Genomic DNA, 22,064 nt, shown 5'->3' on the forward strand with positions numbered 1-22,064 from the left:
AAGGTGATCGATGCCACTTCCGGTGCAATCCAGCGCGCTGATTTTTCCGTGCTCGCCGGGATCCCAGAACTGCTTGTCGGTAGTTTTAGCTCCGATATAACCCACCGTTAGGCTTCACCGAAACTATCGCCATGACCGAACTATTCCAGCTATTCAAATCCGAACCCCTCGTATTCGCCATTGCCTGCGGCCTGCTGGGCCTGGTGGTCGGCAGCTTTCTCAACGTCGTCATCCACCGCCTGCCCAGGATGATGGAACGCGATTGGCACGCACAATGCGCCGAGCTGAACGGGCAATCGCCTGAGCCAGCCCCGCGCTACAACCTGCTCGTACCCCGCTCCGCCTGTCCGCATTGCGGGCACGCCATCAGCGCGGCAGAGAACATCCCGGTTCTGAGCTACCTGTTGCTGCGCGGCAAATGCAAAGGCTGCGGAGCCGCCATCTCGCCGCGCTACCCCACCGTCGAAGCCGTCAGCGGCATCCTCAGCGCCTATGCCGCCTGGCATTTCGGTTTTGGCATTGCCGCAGTTGCGGCCCTCGTATTCATATGGGCACTGCTCGCACTCACCTTCATCGATTTCGATACCCAGCTGCTGCCGGATGACATCACCCTGCCGCTGCTCTGGCTCGGTCTGCTGCTCAACCTCAATGGCGTCTATACTTCATTACCCAATGCCGTCATCGGTGCGGCTGCAGGCTATCTCTGCCTGTGGAGCGTGTACTGGGCATTCAAGCTCACTACCGGCAAGGAAGGCATGGGTTACGGCGATTTCAAGCTGCTGGCCGTCATCGGGGCATGGCTGGGCTGGCAGCTGTTGCCGCTGGTCATCCTGCTCTCTTCCCTGGTCGGTGCCGTGGTCGGCATCGCGCTCATCCTGTTCGCCAAACATGGCCGCAATATCCCCATCCCATTCGGGCCTTACCTCGCAGGGGGCGGATTGATCGCGCTGTTCTGGGGGCTGGCACTGACGCAAAGTTACCTGCAGTTGCTGGCCCTGTGAGCTATCTGGTAGGCCTGACAGGCGGCATTGGCAGCGGCAAAAGCACCGTTGCCCACCTGTTCGCCGCCCTCGGCGTGCGTATCGTCGACACCGACCTGATCTCGCACCAGCTGACCCAGTCCAGCGGAATGGCCATTCCAGCGATCCGGGCCGCATTCGGGGAGCAAGCCCTCAATCACGAAGGAGCACTCGATCGCAGCCGGATGCGTGCGCTTGTTTTTGGCGACGCGGCGGCAAGAGAGCGCCTGGAAGCGATCCTGCATCCGCTCATCTTCGCTCAAGCCAGGCAACAGGCCAGTGCGCCCACCGATGCACCTTACACGCTGGTCGTGGTGCCCCTGCTGTTCGAAAGCGGGTGCTATGCCGGCTGGCTGCAACGCGTCATCACCGTGGACTGTTCGGAAGACACCCAGATCGCCCGTACCGTCCAGCGCAACAATCTGGATGAAGCCGCCGTACGGGCCATCATGGCGCGCCAGCTCGGCCGGACCGAGCGGTTGCGCCTGGCAGACGAGGTCATTGACAACAACGGCAACCTGGAGCGCCTGAAAGAACAGGTCGTCAGGATGCACCGCCGTTTATCGGTTTTGGCCGCCGAAAGCAATTGACGCGATGCGGCACTGCCTATATCTTTCGCAACCACCAAAACCCCGTCCCGGCTAGACGAATGTGATCAGTTACGAGTTTCCTCTCAACGAACGAGTACGCACGATGCTGCGCCTGGAAGATCTCTTCTTCCGCATCAGCAGGTTCATCGAGAGCGACGAAAGCCCGGACCACCATGCCGCACTCGGTGTGCTGTTCGAGATACTCGAAGTAGCCTGCCGCGCCGACCTCAAATCCGACCTGCTGCAAGAACTGGAACGCCAGAAGAAGGCGCTGAGCGCGCTGCACAACAACCCCGAGATACTGGAAGATGCGCTGGATGCCGTGCTCGGCGAGATCGAAAACGCCAGCGCCAGACTGCTCGGCATGAGCGGCAAGATCGGCCAGCACCTGCGTGACGACGAATGGCTGATGGCGATCAAGCAGCGCGCCTGCATCCCCGGCGGCGTGTGCGAGTTCGACCTGCCTTCCTATCACTATTGGCAGCACCAGAGCGCCGAGCTCCGCCGCAAGAACCTGGATGCCTGGCTCGCCCCCATGCTGCCGTTGCGCGACGGCATCACCATCCTGCTCAAGCTGTTGCGCGAGAACGGCAAGGTCCACCACTTCACCGCCTTCCATGGCAGCTTCCAGCAAATGCAGGGGGGCCGCGTGGCACAGATGTTGCGCATATCGCTTGATGTCGGACTGCCCTGCATTCCCGAGGTCAGCGCCAACAAGTACGCGCTCAATATCCGCTTCGTTGCAGCCAGCTTCGCAGCCAAGACTGCGCTGTACGACCAGGATGTGGCCTTCGATCTGACCTTCTGCTCGCTGCAATGAACAAGCCACCTGTCGTCGCCTGCCCGAACTGCGGCAAGGAACTGGTATGGGATACCGGCAACCGCTTCCGCCCGTTCTGCAGCGAACGCTGCAAACTCATTGATCTGGGCAAATGGGCAAACGAAGAATACCGCGTCGAACAACGCGAACGGGATGCCGGCAATCAGGAAACCCAGGCCTGACGCAGCAAGGCAATGCCGTGCGCACCATGCTGCCACGCGACCCGCATATCGTCCTCGACCAGCCCGCCCAGGGCGTACACCGGGATGGACGTTCCCGCCACGATCACCGCAAAGCCCGCCCACCCCAGGTGCTGCGCGCCGGGATGGGATCTTGTCGGCAGCACCGGACTCAACAGTGCGAAATCGCAGCCCAGTGATTCGGCTCGACGCAACTCCTCGGCATTGTGGCAGGAAGCTGCACACCAATCGATGGCCGGCCGCTCCTTCAGTTCCGCCAGCTGCGTCGATGTCAACTGCACACCCGCCGCCCCCACTTCCTGGGCCAGCGCCACATCGCCATTGAGCAGCAGCTTCGCGCCGCATGCGTGGGTCAGCGTCGCCACGCGTAGCGCCAGTTCCCGCAATTCGTTACGCGACAGGTCTTTCTCGCGCAACTGGACCAGCCGCAGGCCGGCATCCAACCTGGTTTTCAACCTGGCCAGAAACGGTTCTACCCCCAGTTCGGCGGCATTGCTGATGGCATACAGATCCGGCAATTCCAGGGCTCGCAGGATGGGGGCATTGGCAGGAAGAACCGGCTCGACCGAAGCCCTGCCCGGGTATTGCCAGGCAAACTGCTGGCCTTCGTGCGGGTGCGGCTCGCCGCCCCATGCCGTCACGCGAAAGAAATTCAGGCGTACCGTCGCATGCGGGTACGTGAACACATGGGTAAGCCACGGATAAGCGGTTTGCACGGTGATTCCCAGCTCTTCGCGCAGTTCGCGCAACAACGCGTCGCGAGGCGTTTCGCCCGGCTCCACCTTGCCCCCCGGGAATTCCCAGTAGCCGGCCCATATCTTGTCGACAGGGCGCTGGGCCAGCAGGAAAGAACCGTCTGGGCGTTGCAATACTGCAGCGGCGACTTCGACGATCTTACTTTGCGACATGCCGTCCGCACCAATCCTTCGCAAACTGCCCCGCCACCCTGCCGCTCCTCGATCCGCGCAGCAACGACCACTGCAATGCCGCCGTGCGCACTTCGTCAGTCAGCCCCTGCTTCCATCCATGATGCACCAGCCAATGTGCTGCCACCGCCAGATATTCGTCCTGCGCAAACGGATAGAACGATATCCACAGGCCGAAGCGTTCGGACAGGGACACTTTCTCCTCCACGCTTTCTGCCGGGTGCACCTCGTCGCCGACGTGTTTTGTGGCAAGGTTATCCTGCATATAGTCCGGCATCAGGTGGCGGCGGTTGGACGTCGCGTAGATCAGCAGATTGTCGGAGAATGCGACCAGATCGCCGTCGAGCGCGGCCTTGAGCGACTGGTAGCCGGGTTCGGCATCATTGAAGGACAGATCGTCGCAATACAGGATGAAGCGCTCTGCGCGCCCCTGCACCAGACCGACGATGTACGACAGGTCGATCAGGCCCTGCTTGTCGATCTGGATCACGCGCAGGCCTTGCCCGGCATATTCGTTCAGCAGGGCCTTGACCAGCGACGACTTGCCCGTGCCGCGCGCACCGGAGAGCAGCACGTTGTTCGCCGTGCCGCCGCGCACGAATTGCTGCGTGTTCTGGCGGATGCGCTGTTTCTGGTCGTCGATGCCGAGCAGATCGGCGAGCGCGATACGCTGGAAATTCGGCACGGGATGAAGTGAGCGCTGCTGGTGATCCCAGCGGAAGGCGGCAGCGGATTGCCAGTCGGGAATTTGCGGTTGTGCGCCGGGCAACACGTTTTCCAAGCGGGCAAGTAAGCCTTCAGCACGACTTAGGAATCTTTCCAATTTATCCATAACGAACCTCTTTGCTTAGCCGCCCATTCCCCTGTGCGCCGCCGAGTAGCGCAGGCTGGTCAGGGGTAATCCGACGAATATGTTTGAGCACGTGACCGCGCAGCGGGTCGTGCGAGCTTATGAGGAGGCCTGACCAGTCGAGCAACGCAGGGAACCCCGAAGGGGCGGCGCACCGGGGTCGCCTTCTTTTTGGTTACTTTTTCCTTGGCGAAGCAAGAAAAAGTGACTTGCTGCCGGGCACCCCCGACAATCTGTGTACCCAGCCGTCATGCTTCGACAAGCACAGCACGAACGGCAAGAAAATTAACTGCGATAACTCGCGTTAATCTTCACATAATCGTACGAAAAATCGCACGTCCATAACGTGGCATTCACCTTGCCGCGGTTCAGCACCACACGGATGGCAATGTCGCTCTGCTTCATCACGCGCTGGCCGTCTTCTTCCTGGTAACTCGGTGCGCGTCCGCCATTCTCGGCCACCAGCACATCATCCAGATACAGCTTCAATTTCCCCACATCGAGATCGCCCACTCCTGCATATCCGATCGCAGCGAGAATGCGCCCGAGGTTGGGATCGGACGCAAAGAACGCGGTCTTCACCAGAGGCGAATGGGCGATGGCGTAGCCGATATTCTTGCACTCGGCCTCGTCCTTGCCGCCTTCCACCTTGATGGTGATGAACTTGGTCGCTCCCTCGCCGTCGCGCACGATGGCCTGCGCCAGCACCGTGGCAACTTCGCTGACTGCAGTCTGCATCGCGGCACGTTCCGATTCTGCGATCTGCACGCCGCTCCTGCCGGTGGCGATCAGCATCAATGCGTCGTTGGTCGAGGTATCGCCGTCGACAGTGATGCAATTGAACGAACGGTTGGCAGCCTCGCTCACCATCTGTTGCAGCAACGGCTGTGCGATGGCCGCATCGGTGGCGATATAGCCCAGCATGGTGGCCATGTTGGGATGGATCATGCCGGAGCCTTTGGAGATGCCGGTGACGGTGACGGTCTTGCCGCCGATCTGCACCTGCTTCGACACCGCCTTGGCGACGATGTCGGTGGTCATGATGGCATGAGCCGCATCGAACCAGTTGTCGGCCTTCAGGTTGGCGATGGCTTGCGGCATGCCGGCGACGATCTTGCCGACCGGCAGCGGCTCCATGATGACGCCGGTGGAATAGGGCAGCACCTGTTCTGACGCACAGCCCAGCAGTTTTGCCAGTTCGGCGCAGGTCGTGCGGGCAGCCGCCATGCCCTGCTCGCCGGTGCCGGCGTTGGCATTGCCGGTGTTGACCAGCAGCGCGCGGATGCCCTTGCCCGCAGCAAGATGCGCTTTTGCCACCGTAACCGGAGCAGCGCAGAAACGGTTGGTGGTGAACACGCCGGCGACGGTCGCACCCTCGTCCAGCTTGATGACCAGCAGGTCTTTGCGGTCGGCACGTTTGATGTTCGCTTCGGCGACACCCAAAGAAACGCCCGCAACGGGCAACAGTCGTGCCGCGACGGGCGCAGAGAGATTCACCGGCATTGCAGGCTTCCTTTAGTAACGGCCGTGGGTTTGATGGATGTAGTTGCTCATCTCGACGGATTGCATGTTCATGCGGCGCACGATGCCATGCGTATGGCGCACGATGCCGCGCATCACGTAATACACGATGGCCGGCTGCGTGTTCAGCAACGACTCGAACTTGGAGCGCTCCAGCAACAACACCTTGCAATCGGTCTTGGCAACCACAATCGCACTGATCTGCGCAACGTTGCCGCCGACAAAAGTGATGATGCCTGCCAGGTCGCCCGGTTGGAGCAGGTGCAACGTGGCCTGCTCGCCGCCTACGTTGGCATTCGCCTCGACCTCACCGTTGGCGAGAATGATCAGGGCATTCTTCAGCCTGTCATCGCCGGGCTGCACCAGAACGTCGCCTGCCTTGTATTCCTTGATCTCGATGATGCGCGCCAGTGATTCGATCTCGGCGTCGCGCAGCTCCTCAGTGAGCGTGGAGTTATGCAAGGTTTGTATGATCAGGTCTTCTTTTGTCATTCTCAATCCCCCAGAAGTTGTTGCATCAATTCAATCTGCCATGGCACTGCTTGTATTTTTTGCCTGAGCCGCAAGGACAGGGATCGTTACGGCCGACCTTTTCGGCTCCACGCACGAACGGCTTGTGCTCCGCCTCCTGCCCGTCGGTCGATGCCAGCGCCTCTTCATAATCGGCGTGATGATACTGTACATTTTCGGGCGCGTGGGGCACTTCCGCCGCCGCCACATCCGCCTCGCTGCGGATCTGCACATTCATCAATGTCTGCGTCACATCGCGCTTGATCGCTTCCAGCATGGTGGCGAACAGCTCGAACGCTTCGCGCTTGTATTCCTGTTTGGGGTTCTTCTGTGCATAGCCGCGCAGATGGATGCCCTGGCGCAAGTGGTCGAGTGCCGCCAGGTGTTCGCGCCAATGCTGATCCAGGCTCTGCAGCATGACGATGCGCTCGTAACCGTGCATCACCTCCGCACCGACCTGGTCGACCTTGGCCTGGTATTGCTGCCGCCCGGCTGCCGCCACGCGCTGTTGCAGCCCGTTCTCGTCGAGGGTCTTGTCTTCCTCCAGCCATTGCACCACGGGCAGGTGCAACTGGAATTCGGCGGCCAGCGCCTTCTCCAGGCCGGGCGCATCCCATTGCTCTTCCATGCTGCCGTGCGGAATATATTCCGCAATGGTGTCGGACAGCACGCCTTCGCGCATTGCATCGATGGTTTCCGAGATATCCGTGCTCTCAAGCAATTCGGTGCGCTGCTGGTAGATCACCTTGCGCTGATCGTTGGCGACATCGTCGTATTCCAGGATCTGCTTGCGCATGTCGAAGTTGCGCGCTTCAACCTTGCGCTGCGCGTTCTCGATCGCGCGCGTCACCCAGGTGTGTTCGATCGCTTCGCCTTCAGGCAGCTTGAACCTGTTCATGATCGCCGCAACCCGGTCGGAAGCGAAGATGCGCAGCAGCGGATCTTCCAGCGACAGGTAGAAACGGCTGGAACCGGGATCGCCCTGGCGGCCGGAACGTCCGCGCAGCTGGTTGTCCACGCGCCTCGATTCGTGGCGTTCAGTGCCGATGATATGCAGGCCGCCGCTGGCGATGACCTGCTCATGGACGGGCTGCCACTCGGCGCGCAGCTGGGCGATGCGTTGCTCTTTGGTGGCCCCATCCAGGCTCTCGTCCATGCGCACCAACTCGATGGGTTTCTCCACATTGCCGCCCAGCACGATGTCGGTACCGCGGCCGGCCATGTTGGTGGCGATGGTGATCATCTTCGGCCGCCCGGCTTGCGCCACGATTTCGGCTTCGCGCGCATGCTGCTTGGCATTCAGCACCTGGTGCGGCAACCTGGCCTTGTCCAGCAGGCCGGACAACAGCTCCGAGGTCTCGATCGAGGTGGTGCCCACCAACACGGGCTGGCCGCGTTCGTAGCAGTCGCGCACATCGGCGATCACCGCCGCATATTTCTCCTTGGCGCTGAGATAGACCTTGTCCATCATGTCCTTGCGCACCGTCGGACGATGCGGCGGGACGATGACGGTTTCCAGGTTGTAGATGGACTGGAACTCGAATGCCTCCGTGTCTGCCGTGCCGGTCATGCCGGACAGCTTGTTGTACATGCGGAAATAGTTCTGGAAGGTGATCGAGGCCAGCGTCTGATTCTCCTTCTGGATCGCCACACCCTCCTTGGCCTCTACCGCCTGATGCAACCCGTCCGACCAGCGCCGCCCGGACATCAGTCGGCCGGTGAATTCGTCCACGATCACCACTTCGCCATTTTGCACCACATAGTGCTGGTCGCGCAGGAACAGGTTATGTGCGCGCAATGCGGCGTACAGGTGGTGGATCAGCGTGATGTTGGCCGGGTCGTACAGGCTGCCGCCGATCGGCAACATGCCGGCTTGCGCCAGCAGGCGCTCGGCGTTCTCGTGCCCCGATTCGCTCAGCAGGATCTGGTGGTTCTTCTCATCGACATAATAATCGCCCGGCGCATTCTCATCCGCCTGCCGCGTCAGCTTGGGCGCCAGCTTGTCCATCGCCAGATAGACATCGAGGTTGTCTTCCGCCTGCCCGGAGATGATCAGCGGTGTACGCGCTTCGTCGATCAGGATGGAGTCCACTTCGTCGACGATGGCGAAGTTCAGGCCGCGCTGGAAGCGCTCTTCGGCGCTCGCCGCCATGTTGTCGCGCAGGTAGTCGAAACCGAATTCATTGTTGGTTCCGTAGGTGATGTCCGCGCCGTAGGCAGCCTGCTTGTCCGCATGCTCCATGCTGGTGAGGATGACGCCGACGGAAAGACCGAGGAATCGGTATAGCTTGCCCATCCATTCGGCATCGCGGGCAGCCAGGTAATCGTTCACCGTCACCACGTGCACCCCCTTGCCGGAGAGGGCATTCAGGTAGGCAGGCAGGGTCGCCATCAGGGTTTTGCCTTCGCCGGTGCGCATCTCCGCGATCTTGCCGTAATGCAGCACCATGCCCCCGATCAGCTGCACATCGAAGTGGCGCATCTGCAGGGCACGCTTGCCGCCTTCGCGCACGACGGCGAACGCCTCCGGCAGGATCGCGTCCAGCGACTCTCCCTGTTGCACCCGTTGCTGGAACTCTGCCGTCTTGCCGCGCAGATCGTCATCCGAAAGCGCGGCTATGCCCGCTTCCAATGCATTGATGCGCGCGACGGTCTGGCGGTACTGTTTGAGCAGGCGGTCGTTACGGCTGCCGAATACGGACTTCAATAATTTTGAGATCATGCTGTATTTTCTTCTGTGCTGCCATCAACAAATAAAAAAGGGTGAGGCACACACCTCACCCTTCTGCAAAATCTGTAAGGTCAGCTTCTGGCTTTTTCCAGAAAGCGAACCGGATTCTGGGCGATGCCTTTGTATCTCACTTCAAAATGCAGATGCGGCCCTGTGGATCTGCCCGTACTGCCAGACAGGGCGATCTCTTGCCCGCGCCGCACCATCTGCCCGACCTTGACCAGCAGCCTTGATGCATGCGCATAACGCGTCACGACATCGTTGCCATGGTCGATCTCGACCATATTACCATACTGCGGGTGCGTATCCGCATACACCACCACCCCGCCAGCCGAGGCATGGATCACCGTGCCTTCCGGAACCATGTAGTCCACACCTTCGTGCATGGCATTCTTGCCGGTGAACGGATCGATGCGCCAGCCGAAGTTGGAGGAATACCAGGCCTCGTTGATCGGTGCGACGGAAGGCAGCAGCTTCTTGCTCAGCTTGTCCTGCATCAACAGGGTCTCCAGCGCCACCAGCTTGTCGCTGCGGTCGCTCAGCAAGGCGTTCAATTCAACCAGTTGCTGATCCATGCTGGACAGGGAAACCTGCTGCTGCAGGGCGGCCGGCAGGTACGGTCCACCTTGCGCAGGCGATTTGTCGAACGAGAACTCTTCCGGCTTCATGCCCGTCAGCTTGGCCAGGCGCGCGCCCAGTCCGTTCAGCCGCATCACCTGTGCCTGCATCTGCCCAAGGCGCATGGCCAGGGTATCCAGGCTCTTGTGCATGAAAGCTTCCTGTTTTTGCAGCTCGTCTTCTTGCGCACTGGCCAGCCAGTTGCGCAATTCGTTCCCCATCAGGTTCGGCTGGAACCGCACAATGGCATATTGTGCTGCCAGCACTGCCGCAACGAACAGGGCCGCAGCCAGCACGGTCAGCACGGCCAGATGCGTCCCGGTCAGCGTAATGCTGCGGGCTTTTGCAAACCGATTGGAAACTAGAATAATATTCACGTATTCCCCTTTATGATCCGTGTCCAGTGGAGCCTACCGTGCCGCACCGTTTGAACGCCTTCCTCGGCTCCAGCCCGGAATTGCGGCAACTTTCGAGCACAGCCAGACAGCTCATGGCGCTGCAGCGAATGTATGCATCGATTGCACCGCCCTCCCTGCAGCATAACAGCCGCATATTACAGCTCCGCCATCAGCTCCTGTCGATCAGCGCCGACAACGGCGCGGTGGCAGCGAAGTTGCGGCAAATGGCGCCGGAACTTATTTCCCTTTTTCAAGCAAGGGGATGCGAGGTTACTGGAATTCAAATTCGGGTGCAAGTCACGGCCGCGCCGCGCGCCGCGCCGCCGAAAGCGCGCAAACTGGGCAGAACGGCGCAGGAAGCGCTGGACAGGCTGAATGCAACCCTCGCCGACTCCCCTCTGAAGACCGCCTTGAAACGCCTTTCAAAACGGACGTGATTTGTCAATAAACAACAAGTTACATAAAAATCGCCGCCTCAGACCAGCACCCGCCAGGCAACCAGCCCATATCGCTCCAGCAGGTAAAGTGCACCGAATACCAACAGCACATAAACCATAAAACGCACCACTTGCCAGACGAGGCGCGGGTAGCGCCGATCACCGGTAACCAGGTACAGGGCCGCAGACGAAACGATCAGCAATATGGACAGCAGCAATGCGAGGCGGATCAGCATCGCTGGCGAAGGTTCAAGCCGGTTGTAGTTGCAACCGCAGGAAATCCGGGGCCTCTTCCGGCTTTTCAAACGTGGTGAACTCCCACGCCGTCTCGTCGGCGAGCAATGCCCGGCATAACGCATTGTTCAAGGCATGGCCGGATTTATAGCCAGAAAATGCGCCTATCAACGGGTGGCCCAGCAGGTACAGGTCGCCGATGGCATCCAGCACCTTGTGTTTGACGAATTCGTCCTCGAAACGCAGCCCGTCCGGATTAATGACGCGATATTCGTCCATCACGATGGCGTTATCCAGGCTGCCGCCCAGCGCCAACCCCTGCGAACGCATGTACTCCACTTCCTGCATGAAACCGAAAGTGCGGGCACGGCTCACTTCCTTTATATAGGAATGTTCGCCCAGATCGACCGTCACGTTCTGTTTGGTGTTGGCAAACACAGGATGGGCAAAATTGATGGTGAAATTCAGCTTATAACCGTTGAATGGCTCAAAACGCACCCATTTGTCGCCATCTTTCACCTCTATGACCTTCTTGATGCGGATGAATTTCTTGGCTGCCGCCTGTTCGGCGATGCCCGCCGATTGCAACAGAAAGATGAAGGTTCCGGCACTGCCGTCCATAATGGGCAGTTCCGAACTGGTCAGCTCGACGATGGCATTGTCGATGCCCAAGCCGGCAAACGCCGACATCAGATGTTCGACCGTCGCCACGCGTGCGCCATGCGCCTCAAGGCAAGTGGAGAGGCGCGTGTCATGCACCGCATGCGCTTCGGCGCGGATATCCCCAGAGCCAGGCAGGTCGACGCGACGGAACACGATGCCGCTATCGATGGCGGCCGGGCGCAAGGTCAGATAGACCTTTTCGCCGGTGTGCAGACCGACACCCGTCGCCTGCACCGTCGTTTTCAGTGTGCGTTGCTTGACCATTTGACCTGACCTGACAAAACAGGAGCGAAGTTTAACACAGACGGGAGACCCGTCCGCCGCCGCTTCGCCCCGGTTCAGTCGGCCTGCTTGCGCAGGAACGAAGGGATATCCAGCGGATCGACGCCCGACTGCTTCATCGCTTCCACCGCTTCGCGATGACGCCCGGTACGGATCACTGCCGGCATGTCCAGTTCGTTGTAGTTCACCATCGGTACATCGTGCGTCCCGGTGCGCTGTTGCTTCTCGTAGGCCAGTACCGGCTTCGGCTGCTTGCGCGCCAGCGGTGCGCCCAGTCCGGTAGCCACAATGGTCACGCGCATCTCGTCGCCCATCGACTCGTCGAACACCGAACCGACGATCACGGTGGCTTCCTGTGCCGCAAACTGGAAGCAGTTCATCACCTCATGCAGCTCCTCCAGGGTCAGGCTGCTGCTGGAAGTGATGTTGACCAGCACGCCACGCGCACCGGACAGGTCGACATCCTCCAGCAGCGGGCTGGCGATAGCCTGTTCGGCGGCACGCTGTGCACGGCCCTCGCCGGATGCGGAAGCGGCGCCCATCATCGCCATGCCGTTCTCCGACATCAGCGTGCACACATCGGCGAAGTCCACGTTCACCATGCCAGGCACATTGATCACTTCGGCAATCCCTGCCACCGCCCCTTGCAGTACGCCATTGGCCGCCTTGAAAGCTTCCGGCAATGTGGTTTTGCCGCCCAGCACTTCCATCAGCTTGGCATTCGGCACGATGATCAGCGAATCGACATAGGAAGCCAGTTCCTCGATGCCGCTTTGCGCCAGCGTCATGCGCTTGCCTTCGAACACGAATGGCTTGGTCACCACGGCCACGGTGAGGATGCCCATCTCCTTGGCCACTTGCGCCACGATCGGAGCTGCACCGGTGCCGGTGCCGCCGCCCATGCCGGCCGTGATGAACACCATGTTTGCACCGTTGATGATCTCGGAGATGCGCTCGCGGTCCTCGATCGCCGCAGCCTGCCCGATCTCCGGCTTGGCGCCTGCGCCCAGCCCCTTGGTCAGGTTCGCGCCGATCTGCAGTTGCACGCGCGCCTTGCTGCGGCGCAATGCCTGGGCATCGGTATTGATGGCGATGAATTCGACGCCCTGGACTCCCTGATCGATCATGTGATCGACGGCGTTACCGCCGCAACCACCCACTCCCACCACCTTGATCACTGCGCCTTGCGGCTGAGCATCCATTAGTTCAAACATGTTTGTTCTCCTTTTCTAAATTGCAAAACCGACCCTGAAACGACATCACTAAAAATTACGCTGGAACCACGTCTTCATGCTGGCCAACACATCCCCGAAAGAACCCGAATTCACACGCGCCACCTCATCACGCTTGTGCTGCTCCAGGCCGTACAACAGCAAACCGACGCCTGTCGCATAGCGCGGCGTCTTCACCACATCCGACAATCCCCCGATGCTGCGCGGCACGCCCATGCGCACCGGCATATGGAATATCTCCTCGCCCAGCTCGACCATGCCCTGCATGGCGCTGCTGCCGCCGGTAATCACCACCCCGGATGAGAGCAGATCCTCGAAACCGCTGCGGCGCAGCTCCTGCTGTACCAGCGAATACAACTCCTCCACGCGCGGCTCGATCACTTCCGCCAGCGTTTGGCGCGACAACATGCGTGCGCCGCGCTCGCCCACACCGGGCACTTCGATCGGCGCATCGTTGGCCAGCTGGCGCAAGGCGCAGCCGTATTTGATCTTGATATCCTCGGCATCCTTGGTCGGCGTACGCAAGGCCATCGCGATATCGTTGGTGATCTGGTCGCCGGCAATGGGAATCACCGCCGTGTGGCGGATCGCCCCGTTTGTGAAGATCGCCACATCGGTGGTGCCGCCCCCGATGTCCACCAGGCACACCCCCAGCTCCCTTTCGTCGTCCGCCAGCACCGCCTTGCTCGACGCCAGCGGCTGCAGGATCATCTCGTTCACCTCCAGCCCGCAACGGTGGATGCACTTCAGGATGTTCTGCACCGCCGCCACCGCCCCCGTGACGATGTGCACCTCGACTTCGAGCCGCATGCCGCTCATGCCCAGCGGTTTCTTGATGCCTTCCTGACCATCGATACTGAACTCCTGCTCCAGGATGTGCAGGATCTGCTGGTCGCCCGGCAGGCTGATCGAGCTCGCCGTCTCCACCGCGCGCACGATGTCGGTGTGCGCCACTTCCTTGTCCTTGATCTTGATCATGCCGTTGGCGTTGGAGCTGCGGATGTGGCTGCCCGCGATGCCGGTGTAGACCTCGCGTATCTTGCAGTCGGCCATCAGCTCAGCCTCCTCCAGCGCGCGCTGGATGGCGCCCACGGTGGCGTCGATGTTCACCACCATGCCCTTCTTCATGCCGGAGGATTCGTGCATGCCCGCACCGATCACCTCCAGCGTGCCCTCCGGCCTGATCTCGGCGACGATGCACGCAATCTTCGACGTACCGATGTCCAGCGCCACGACCAGATTCTTGTTTTCCCTGTTCTTGCTCATCGTTATCCCCTTGCTACACCCTCAAACAATCCCACCCGGCAGGTAAGCCGCAAACCCGTTGCGGTAACGCAGATCCACATGCTTCACCGGCCGCGCCAGCGTGGTAAGGCTGTATGGATAGACCTTCACGAAACGCGCCAGCCGCTGCTGCATCTCTTCCCGCCCCAGTTCCAGCACCAGACCGCTGTCCAGCCTGACCTGCCAAGCGAACCGCGGTGACAGGCTGATCTGCACGATCTGCTGCTTCATCGGCTGCAGCGTCGCGCTCAGCTCGCCGTACATTTGCGTCACCTGCGCCGAGGTATCGGGCTGTCCGATGAAATCGGGCAACGCCTGCTCCGACACCCCGGCGAACACCTCGCCATGAGTATTCACCAGCTCCTTGCCGTTCCAGTGCGCCAGCGCGACCTGCTCTTCCACCTCCACTTGCAGGCTCCACGGGAATTTGCGCCGCACGCTCACCTTGCGCACCCAGGGCAGCTTCTCGAAATCCTGCCGCGTCTGCTCCAGGTCGACAGTGAAAAAATTCCCGCTCACCTGCTCGTGCACCACTTTCTCCAGCAGCTCGACCGGGACGCGCTGCGGCGCCTGTGCCAGTTCCACCGTGCGCAGCGGAAACACCGGCAGGCGCAACACATAGCGCGCTGTCCCATACAGCACCAGCAGCAGGCTGAGGCCGAACAAGGCGTTGGCGATGTTGCGCAGCAGGGGTACGTTATCCCACATAGCCCACACCACAATCCTCTCCCCGAGGGAGAGGAAGCAATCGTGAAAAACTATTTTCCAATTCCAGCCCCCTCCAGCACCTGCAATACCAGTTGCTCGAAACTGATGCCAGCTTGCCGCGCCGCCATCGGCACCAGGCTGTGATCGGTCATGCCGGGCGAGGTATTCACCTCCAGCAGATACGGCTTGCCATCTTCGCTGCGCAGGAAATCCACGCGCCCCCAGCCCTGCCCGCCGATCAGCGCAAAACCCAGTTGCGCCAGATGCTGCATTTCACCCTCCTGCTCCGCGCTCAAACCGCACGGACACAGATAGCGCGTATCGTCCCGCAGGTATTTCGCTTCGTAATCGTAGAACTCGTTCGCCGGCTCGATCTTGATCACCGGCAGCGCCCGCCCGTTGAGGATCGCAGCGGTGTATTCGCCGCCGCCGATAAAGCGCTCGGCAAGCACCAACTTGTCGTGCTTCGCCGCCTCCGCATATGCAGCCGGCAAGTCTTCCACACGCTTCACCTTGCTGATGCCGACGCTCGATCCTTCGTTCGCCGGCTTGACGAACAACGGCAGCCCCAAACGCTGTACCACGCCCACCCAGTCGCTGCGCTCGGTGAGCATCTCGTAATCCGGGATGGGCATGCCCGCGGCCTGCCATACCAGCTTGGTGCGCCATTTATCCATCCCCAATGCCGAGGCCATCACACCGCTTCCGGTATAAGGAATGCCCATCAGCTCCAGTGCGCCCTGCACCGTGCCGTCTTCGCCGAAACGCCCGTGCAGCGCGATGAACACGCGATCGAACCGCTCCTGTTTCAGCTCGGCCAATTCGCGCTGCGCCGGATCGAAGGCATGCGCGTCGACACCGCTGCGCTGCAGTGCAGCCAGCACTGCGCTGCCGCTCTTCAGCGACACATCGCGCTCGGCAGAACGCCCACCGAACAGCACCGCCACTTTTCCAAACTTGCTCAAATTCGCTCTCCCACTATCTTTACTTCCGGATGCAGCTCGATTCCCGTTCGCCGCAGCACCGTCTCCCGCACCTCTTCGATCAGGTTCTCGATATCCGCCGCCGTCGCCCCGCCCACATTCACGATGAAATTGGCATGTTTCTCCGACACCTGCGCGCCGCCGATCCTGCGTCCCTTCAATCCGCAACCTTCAATCAACTTTGCCGCATGCCCGCCCGGTGGATTGCGGAACACCGAGCCTGCATTCGGCAATTGCAATGGCTGGCTGGCGCTGCGTTTTTCCATCAAGGCCTTGATCTCCTGGCGCGCCGCTTCGACATCGCCGCTCTCCAGCTGCAGCCAGGCACCGACGAAGAACTCTTTGCCCGCATTGCGCAGCGCCACATGGCGGTAGCCGATCTCATATTGCTTCGGTGTGCGCTCCAGCAATTCGCCGCTGCGCATCAGCACCTGCACGCGCTGCACTTTCTGCCAGGTCTCGCCGCCATAGCACCCGGCGTTCATCGCCAGCATGCCGCCCAGAGTGCCCGGGATGCCGACGAAGAACTCCGCGCCGCACAGGTGGTTCGAGGCGGCGAAGCGTGCCAGCTTGGCCCCCGCCACGCCGGCCTGTGCATAGATGGTGTGCTCGCCATCCATGCGCAGCTCGGTCAGCGCGCCCACCATCAACAGCACCGTACCGTTCAGCCCGCCATCCCGCACCAGCAAGTTGCTGCCGAGACCGACTGCGATCAACGGTTCGTCCGCCGGCGTCAGCTGCAGGAAGCGTTGCAGATCAGCCAGGTCGGCCGGCCGGTACATGCGCTTCGCCCTGCCGCCCGCGCGCCAGCTGGTATGCCGCGACATGGGCTCGTTGTGGAACATCTCCCCGCGCAACCCCTCCGTGCTGAACTGTGTCGGTTCGCTCATGTTCATCGTTGCGCCATCTGTCTGATCTGGTTCGGCACGCCGCCGATGGAACCTGCCCCCATGGTCAACACCACATCGCCGTCCTGCGCCATCTGCATGATGGTCTGCGGCATGTCGGCGATGTTCTCGACGAACACCGCCTCGTTCTGGCCAGCCACGCGCAAGGCATGCATCAGGGCGCGCCCATCGGCAGCGACGATAGGCGGCTCTCCCGCCGCATACACTTCCGCCAGCGCCAGTACATCCACGCCGCTCAGCACTTTCACGAAATCCTCGAACAGATCGCGCGTACGCGTGTAGCGATGCGGCTGGAAGGCCAGCAGCAGGCGCTTGCCGGGGAAAGCTCCGCGCACGGCAGCCAGCGTCGCCTTCATCTCCACCGGGTGATGGCCATAGTCGTCTATCAACGTGAACGATCCGCCGCCGGCCAGCGAAACCTCGCCATAGCGCTGCATGCGCCGCCCCACCCCCTCGAACTCGGCCAATGCCGCGACGATTGCAGGCGGCGCCACACCGACCTCCAGGCCGACGGCAATGGCAGCCAGCGCATTCAGCACATTGTGCTCACCGGCCAGATTGAGCGTCACATCCAGATCGAGCGGCTTGCCTTCGAACAGGCATTTTTCGTCATGCCGGCACTGTGCGGTGAAATGCATCCGACCGCCCTCATGCCGCACGTTCACGGCGCGTATCTGCGCATCCGCGTTCATGCCGTAGGTAGTGACCGGCTTGCTGATGCGCGGCAGGATGTCGCGCACGTTCTCGTCGTCCACACACAACATGGCGCGGCCATAGAACGGCAGTCGCTCGATGAAATCGATGAAGGCCTGTTTCAGCCTGCCGAAATCGTGGCCGTAGGTCTCCATATGATCGGCATCGATATTGGTGACCACCGCAAGTATCGGCGTGAGATACAGGAATGAGGCATCGGACTCGTCCGCCTCGGCCACGATGAACTCGCCCGTGCCCAGGCGTGCGTTCGCACCGCTGCTGTTCAGTCGGCCGCCGATGACGAAGGTCGGGTCGTAGCCCCCCTTGGCCAATACGCTGGTCACCAGGGATGTAGTGGTGGTCTTGCCGTGCGTGCCCGCCACGGCGATGCCCTGGCGCAGGCGCATCAGCTCTGCCAGCATCACCGCTCGCGGCACGATGGGGATGCGCTGTTCGCGCGCCGCCACCACTTCCGGGTTGTCAGCCTTCACGGCAGTGGACACCACCACGGCATCGGCATCGTGCAGGTTCTTTGCATCATGGCCCAGATGCACGTTTGCACCCAGCGCCTGCAGGCGCTGGGTGACCGCGCTGTCGGCCAGGTCGGAACCGCTCACCCTGAACCCCAGGTTGAGCAGCACTTCGGCGATACCGTTCATGCCGGAACCGCCGATGCCCACAAAATGGATATGCTTGATCTTGTGTTTCATGATGCTTCCGCCATCTCCGTGCACACCGCCGCAACCGCCGCCGTCGCTTCCGGTTTCGCCAGGCTGCGCGCGGCCTGCGCCATCGCCAGCAATTTTTCGCGGGTCATCTCGCGCAGCAGTTGCGCCAGCTTTTCCGCGCTGAGTTCTTTCTGCGGCAGCAGCAGCGCCGCATTCTTTTCGCTCAGGAAGCGCGCGTTGTGTGTCTGGTGGTCGTCCACCGCGAACGGGAACGGTACCAGCACGCTCGCCACGCCTGCCGCCGCCAGCTCGGCAATGGTCAGTGCACCGGCGCGGCAGATCACCACATCGGCCCGGCCATACTGGCTGGCCATGTCGTCTAGGAAGGGGCGGATGTCGGCGTTGACGCCCGCCTGCCTGTAGAGCTGCTGCACATTCTCGAAATGCTTCTTGCCGGTCTGGTGCAATACATTCGGACGTTCCTGTTCATCCAGCATGGCAAGCGCTTTCGGCAGTGCCTCGTTGAGCGCCTGCGCCCCCAGGCTGCCGCCCACCACCAGCATGTTCAATTTGCCGCTGCGGCCGGCATAGCGCGTCTCCGGTTCCGGCAAGGAGGCGATGTCGGCGCGTACCGGATTACCGCACCACTGCGTACCCTTCAGCACGTCCGGGAAGCCGCTCAATACCCGCGTGGCGATCTTTACCAGCAGCTTGTTGCTCATGCCGGCGATGGAATTCTGCTCATGGATCACCAGTGGCCGGCGCAACATCGCCGCCATCAGGCCGCCCGGCATGGTGATGTAGCCACCCATACCCAGCACCACATCGGGGCGATGCGTGAATATCGCGGCTGCGCTCTGCCCCAGCGCGCGCAGCAAGGTGAACGGCAGCGTCAGCAAACGCATCACACCCTTGCCACGCACACCGGTGAAGTTCACCCAGGCCACCGGATAGCCATGTCTGGGCACCAGTTCCGCCTCCATGCTGTTCGGCGCCCCCAGCCACACCACCTGCCAGCCCTGCACGCGCAATGCGTCGGCGACCGCCAGGCCCGGGTAGATATGCCCGCCGGTGCCGCCAGCCATGATGAGTATGGTGCGACTCATACCGGCAACCCCCTTGCTGCTCTTCGATTTTGGCTACGGCCGCCCCGCTTGGGCTTAACTTGCTGGCGCAAGTTAGCCTTCTCCGAAACTGCCGGACAGCATGGATTTGCTCTTTGCTCAACGAGTATGTGTTGCCCAATATTCATATTGGTAAACCTCGTGCGACCCGGCGGTTTTCATAATCGATCCGCAACAACACTGCGACCGCTACGCAGTTCACCACCACGCCGCTGCCGCCGAAGCTCAGGAACGGCAGTGTCAATCCCTTGGTCGGCAGCACTCCCATGTTCACGCCGATGTTGATCATCGCCTGCACGCCCAGCCAGACCGCAATGCCCTGAGCCACCAGCGCGGCAAACAGGCGCTCCGACATGGCCGCCTGGCGACCGATGGAAAAGGCACGCACGATGAGCCAGCCGAACAGCAGGATCACCGCACACACCCCGAACAGACCCAATTCCTCGGCGATCACCGCCAGCAGGAAGTCGGTGTGCGCCTCCGGCAGGTAGAACAGTTTTTCCACACTGCCGCCCAGACCGACACCCAGCCATTCGCCGCGCCCGAATGCGATCAAGGCATGACTGAGCTGATAGCCCTTGCCATACGGATCCGACCACGGATCCATGAAACCGATGACGCGCTGCATGCGATAGGGAGACGAGAGGATCAGCGCCGCAAAGGCAACCGGCAGCAGCAGCAGCAGCCCGCCGAATATCTTGAGGTTGAAACCGCCCAGCCACAGCGTGCCCATGGCAATCGCGCAGATCACCACGAACGCGCCCATGTCCGGCTCCAGCAGCAATAGCGCACCGACCAGCGCCATCACGCCGAACATCGGCAGGAACGGCTGCAGCAGATGATCCTTCACCGCACCCTTGCGCACGGCGTAATCGGCGGCATACAGCACGGCGAACAATTTCATCAGTTCGGACGGCTGCAGATTGACGACGAACAACGGCAACCAGCGGCGGCTGCCGTTGACCGCCTTGCCCACGCCGGGAATCAGCACCAGCAGCAGCAAGACCACGCCGATCAGGAACAGGTACGGCGCATATTTCTGCCACATCTGCGTCGGGATCTGGAATGCGAACACGCCGGCCACCAGGCCCGTCAGGATGAAGATTCCATGGCGCACCAGGTAATAGGTCGGCTGGAAATTGGTGTACTTGCCGGCTTCGGCCGTGGCGATCGAGGCGGAATAGACCATCACCAGGCCGATGGCGAGCAGCGCCGTGACGATCCATGCCAGCACGTCGTCGTATTCCGCCACGCTTCGGCGCGGCGCATTCAATGCCGTGCTGAACATGCCGCCTCCGTTTCGAGTTTCTTCACTGCCGCGATGAATGCTTCCGCGCGATGCAGATAGTTCTTGTACATATCGAAGCTGGCGCAGGCAGGCGACATCAGCACTGCGTCGCCAGGTTGCGCATGGGCGGCTGATATCCCTACCGCTTCATCCATGTCGCGCGCCTTCAATACCGGCTTGCCGCATCCGGCGATGGCCTGTTCGATCAGCGGCGCATCTCGGCCGATCAGCACTGCGGCACGCGCATGCCGCGCCACCGCTTCGCGCAACGGCGAGAAATTCTGCCCTTTGCCGTCACCGCCCAGGATCACCACTGCAGGCTTGCCCAGGCCCCTCAGCGCCGCCTCGGTTGCGCCGACGTTGGTGCCTTTGGAATCGTCGTAATAGGTGATGCCTTGTATCTCGGCAACCTTTTCCACGCGATGCGGCAAGCCCCTGAAGGCGCGCAATGCATCGACCAGCGGCGCCAGCGGAATGCCGAGTGCGCGGCACAGCGCCAATGCCGCCAGCGCGTTCGCCACATTATGGAGGCCGCTCACCTGCAATTCGTCGGCGCGCACGATCTTCTGCCTGCCCTGCACCAGCCAGGTGATCGCGCCTTCGCGGGAAATCCCCCAGTCCTGCTCGCCCGGCGGCGGATTCAAGCCAAAGCTCGCCTGCCTGCGCCCGGCGATGCGCATCGCATTGCTGCGCGCATCGTCGCGATTCAGCACCTGCATGCCGCGACCGTGGAAGATCCGCGCCTTGGCTGCGGCATAGGCATCCATGCCGTCGTATCGGTCGAGGTGGTCTTCGGTCACGTTGAGCACTGCCGCCGCATCGGCATCCAGCGTATAAGTGGTCTCCAGCTGGAAGCTGGAAAGTTCCAGCACCCATACCTGCGGCTGTCGGTCCCGGCCGCGCAAGGCGTCCAGCACGGCAGGCGAAATGTTGCCCGCCACTTGCGCATCCAGCCCGGCTGCCGCGCACATCGCGCCGACCATGCTGGTCACCGTCGTCTTGCCGTTGGCACCGGTGATGGCAATGATCTTGGTGTTGCGCCGGTAATCGTTGGTGGCGAGTTGCTGCGCCAACAATTCGATGTCGCCTTCGACCGGAATGCCGCGTGCGATGGCGCGTTGCACGAACGGACCGGCCAGCGGCACGCCGGGGCTGATGGCGATCCGGTCCACGCCCTGCAGCAGTTCGTCGCCGAACGGGCCGCAATGCACTTCGGCCTGCGGCAGCTCGCCGCGCAGGATCGCGATACCCGGCGGTTCCATGCGGCTGTCGGCCACGCGCAAGCGCGCCCCCTGCCCGCTGAGGTAGCGCGCAAGCGACAGCCCGGTCTCACCAAGACCGAGTATCAAAACCGATTGTCCGCGCAGTTCGTTCATT

22 protein-coding genes are annotated in these 22,064 nt (G+C 61.5%); 5 read left to right on the forward strand and 17 right to left on the reverse strand.

The genetic code is table 11. From position 1 onward, the window contains the following. Positions 1-131 precede the first annotated feature (131 nt). The 4 genes from L6418_RS12090 to L6418_RS12105 all read left to right on the forward strand — a co-directional run bounded on the left by L6418_RS12090 (position 132) and on the right by L6418_RS12105 (position 2,611). Positions 132-1,001, forward strand: a complete 870-nt coding sequence (locus L6418_RS12090; protein ID WP_237247175.1) for an A24 family peptidase — start codon at positions 132-134, stop codon at positions 999-1,001. Next, positions 998-1,609: a dephospho-CoA kinase gene (gene coaE / locus L6418_RS12095; RefSeq protein WP_237247176.1), complete on the forward strand. Its 612-nt coding sequence runs from the start codon at positions 998-1,000 to the stop codon at positions 1,607-1,609. The genes L6418_RS12090 and coaE overlap by 4 nt, the downstream gene beginning before the upstream one ends. Before the next feature lie 61 nt (positions 1,610-1,670). Continuing rightward, the gene (gene zapD / locus L6418_RS12100; RefSeq protein ID WP_237247177.1) at positions 1,671-2,429 is read left to right on the forward strand and encodes a cell division protein ZapD; all 759 of its coding nucleotides are present in this window, start codon (positions 1,671-1,673) and stop codon (positions 2,427-2,429) included. Further along, positions 2,426-2,611, forward strand: a complete 186-nt coding sequence (locus L6418_RS12105; protein ID WP_237247178.1) for a DNA gyrase inhibitor YacG — start codon at positions 2,426-2,428, stop codon at positions 2,609-2,611. Before zapD ends, L6418_RS12105 begins: the two co-directional genes overlap by 4 nt. Here L6418_RS12105 and L6418_RS12110 read toward each other — a convergent pair. The 6 genes from L6418_RS12110 to L6418_RS12135 form a co-directional block, all read right to left on the reverse strand. Beyond that, positions 2,593-3,537, reverse strand: coding sequence for a Nudix family hydrolase (locus L6418_RS12110; protein WP_237247179.1), 945 nt, complete (start codon positions 3,535-3,537; stop codon positions 2,593-2,595). The two genes, L6418_RS12105 and L6418_RS12110, sit on opposite strands and share 19 nt — an antisense overlap. Continuing rightward, positions 3,524-4,387: an ATP-binding protein gene (locus tag L6418_RS12115; RefSeq protein ID WP_237247180.1), complete on the reverse strand. Its 864-nt coding sequence runs from the start codon at positions 4,385-4,387 to the stop codon at positions 3,524-3,526. Before L6418_RS12115 ends, L6418_RS12110 begins: the two co-directional genes overlap by 14 nt. A 303-nt stretch (positions 4,388-4,690) precedes the next feature. Next, positions 4,691-5,908 (reverse strand): bifunctional glutamate N-acetyltransferase/amino-acid acetyltransferase ArgJ, encoded by a 1,218-nt coding sequence (argJ, locus tag L6418_RS12120; protein WP_237247181.1) that lies wholly within the window; start codon positions 5,906-5,908, stop codon positions 4,691-4,693. A 12-nt stretch (positions 5,909-5,920) separates the two neighbouring features. Next, entirely contained in the window at positions 5,921-6,418 is a 498-nt protein-coding gene (locus tag L6418_RS12125) for a Crp/Fnr family transcriptional regulator (protein WP_237247182.1), read from the reverse strand. 25 nt (positions 6,419-6,443) lie between these two features. Then, complete coding sequence (gene secA, locus L6418_RS12130) at positions 6,444-9,158, reverse strand: preprotein translocase subunit SecA (protein WP_237247183.1); 2,715 nt, start codon at positions 9,156-9,158, stop codon at positions 6,444-6,446. A gap of 80 nt (positions 9,159-9,238) precedes the next feature. Then, complete coding sequence (locus tag L6418_RS12135; RefSeq protein WP_237247184.1) at positions 9,239-10,162, reverse strand: M23 family metallopeptidase; 924 nt, start codon at positions 10,160-10,162, stop codon at positions 9,239-9,241. Positions 10,163-10,200: 38 nt separating this feature from the next. On the opposite strand from L6418_RS12135, the gene L6418_RS12140 reads away from it, so the two are divergent. Beyond that, positions 10,201-10,620, forward strand: a complete 420-nt coding sequence (locus tag L6418_RS12140) for a DciA family protein (RefSeq protein WP_237247185.1) — start codon at positions 10,201-10,203, stop codon at positions 10,618-10,620. Between the two features lie 38 nt (positions 10,621-10,658). Here the strand turns inward: L6418_RS12140 and L6418_RS12145 are convergent, their stop codons facing one another. The 11 genes from L6418_RS12145 to murD form a co-directional block, all read right to left on the reverse strand. After that, positions 10,659-10,856, reverse strand: a complete 198-nt coding sequence (locus L6418_RS12145; protein ID WP_237247186.1) for a hypothetical protein — start codon at positions 10,854-10,856, stop codon at positions 10,659-10,661. Positions 10,857-10,869: 13 nt separating this feature from the next. After that, entirely contained in the window at positions 10,870-11,781 is a 912-nt protein-coding gene (gene lpxC / locus L6418_RS12150; protein WP_237247187.1) for a UDP-3-O-acyl-N-acetylglucosamine deacetylase, read from the reverse strand. A gap of 74 nt (positions 11,782-11,855) precedes the next feature. Then, on the reverse strand, positions 11,856-13,013 hold the full coding sequence (gene ftsZ / locus L6418_RS12155; RefSeq protein ID WP_237247188.1) for a cell division protein FtsZ: 1,158 nt from the start codon (positions 13,011-13,013) through the stop codon (positions 11,856-11,858). A 48-nt stretch (positions 13,014-13,061) separates the two neighbouring features. Beyond that, positions 13,062-14,297 (reverse strand): cell division protein FtsA, encoded by a 1,236-nt coding sequence (gene ftsA / locus L6418_RS12160; protein WP_237247189.1) that lies wholly within the window; start codon positions 14,295-14,297, stop codon positions 13,062-13,064. A gap of 21 nt (positions 14,298-14,318) precedes the next feature. Further along, positions 14,319-15,023, reverse strand: coding sequence for a cell division protein FtsQ/DivIB (locus tag L6418_RS12165; protein ID WP_237247190.1), 705 nt, complete (start codon positions 15,021-15,023; stop codon positions 14,319-14,321). A gap of 50 nt (positions 15,024-15,073) precedes the next feature. Further along, positions 15,074-15,988, reverse strand: coding sequence for a D-alanine--D-alanine ligase (locus L6418_RS12170; protein ID WP_237247191.1), 915 nt, complete (start codon positions 15,986-15,988; stop codon positions 15,074-15,076). Then, on the reverse strand, positions 15,985-16,902 hold the full coding sequence (gene murB / locus L6418_RS12175; protein ID WP_237247192.1) for a UDP-N-acetylmuramate dehydrogenase: 918 nt from the start codon (positions 16,900-16,902) through the stop codon (positions 15,985-15,987). Before murB ends, L6418_RS12170 begins: the two co-directional genes overlap by 4 nt. After that, a complete protein-coding gene (murC, locus tag L6418_RS12180; protein ID WP_237247193.1) occupies positions 16,899-18,317 on the reverse strand; it encodes a UDP-N-acetylmuramate--L-alanine ligase in 1,419 nt (472 codons plus the stop codon). Before murC ends, murB begins: the two co-directional genes overlap by 4 nt. Then, positions 18,314-19,381, reverse strand: coding sequence for an undecaprenyldiphospho-muramoylpentapeptide beta-N-acetylglucosaminyltransferase (murG, locus tag L6418_RS12185; RefSeq protein WP_237247194.1), 1,068 nt, complete (start codon positions 19,379-19,381; stop codon positions 18,314-18,316). Before murG ends, murC begins: the two co-directional genes overlap by 4 nt. 142 nt (positions 19,382-19,523) lie before the next feature. Then, entirely contained in the window at positions 19,524-20,687 is a 1,164-nt protein-coding gene (gene ftsW / locus L6418_RS12190) for a putative lipid II flippase FtsW (RefSeq protein WP_237247195.1), read from the reverse strand. Further along, complete coding sequence (gene murD, locus L6418_RS12195; RefSeq protein ID WP_237247196.1) at positions 20,669-22,063, reverse strand: UDP-N-acetylmuramoyl-L-alanine--D-glutamate ligase; 1,395 nt, start codon at positions 22,061-22,063, stop codon at positions 20,669-20,671. Before murD ends, ftsW begins: the two co-directional genes overlap by 19 nt. Between the last annotated feature and the right edge of the window lies 1 nt (position 22,064).

Origin of the sequence: Sideroxyarcus emersonii (assembly GCF_021654335.1) — a bacterium.
Taxonomy (GTDB): domain Bacteria; phylum Pseudomonadota; class Gammaproteobacteria; order Burkholderiales; family Gallionellaceae; genus Sideroxyarcus; species Sideroxyarcus emersonii.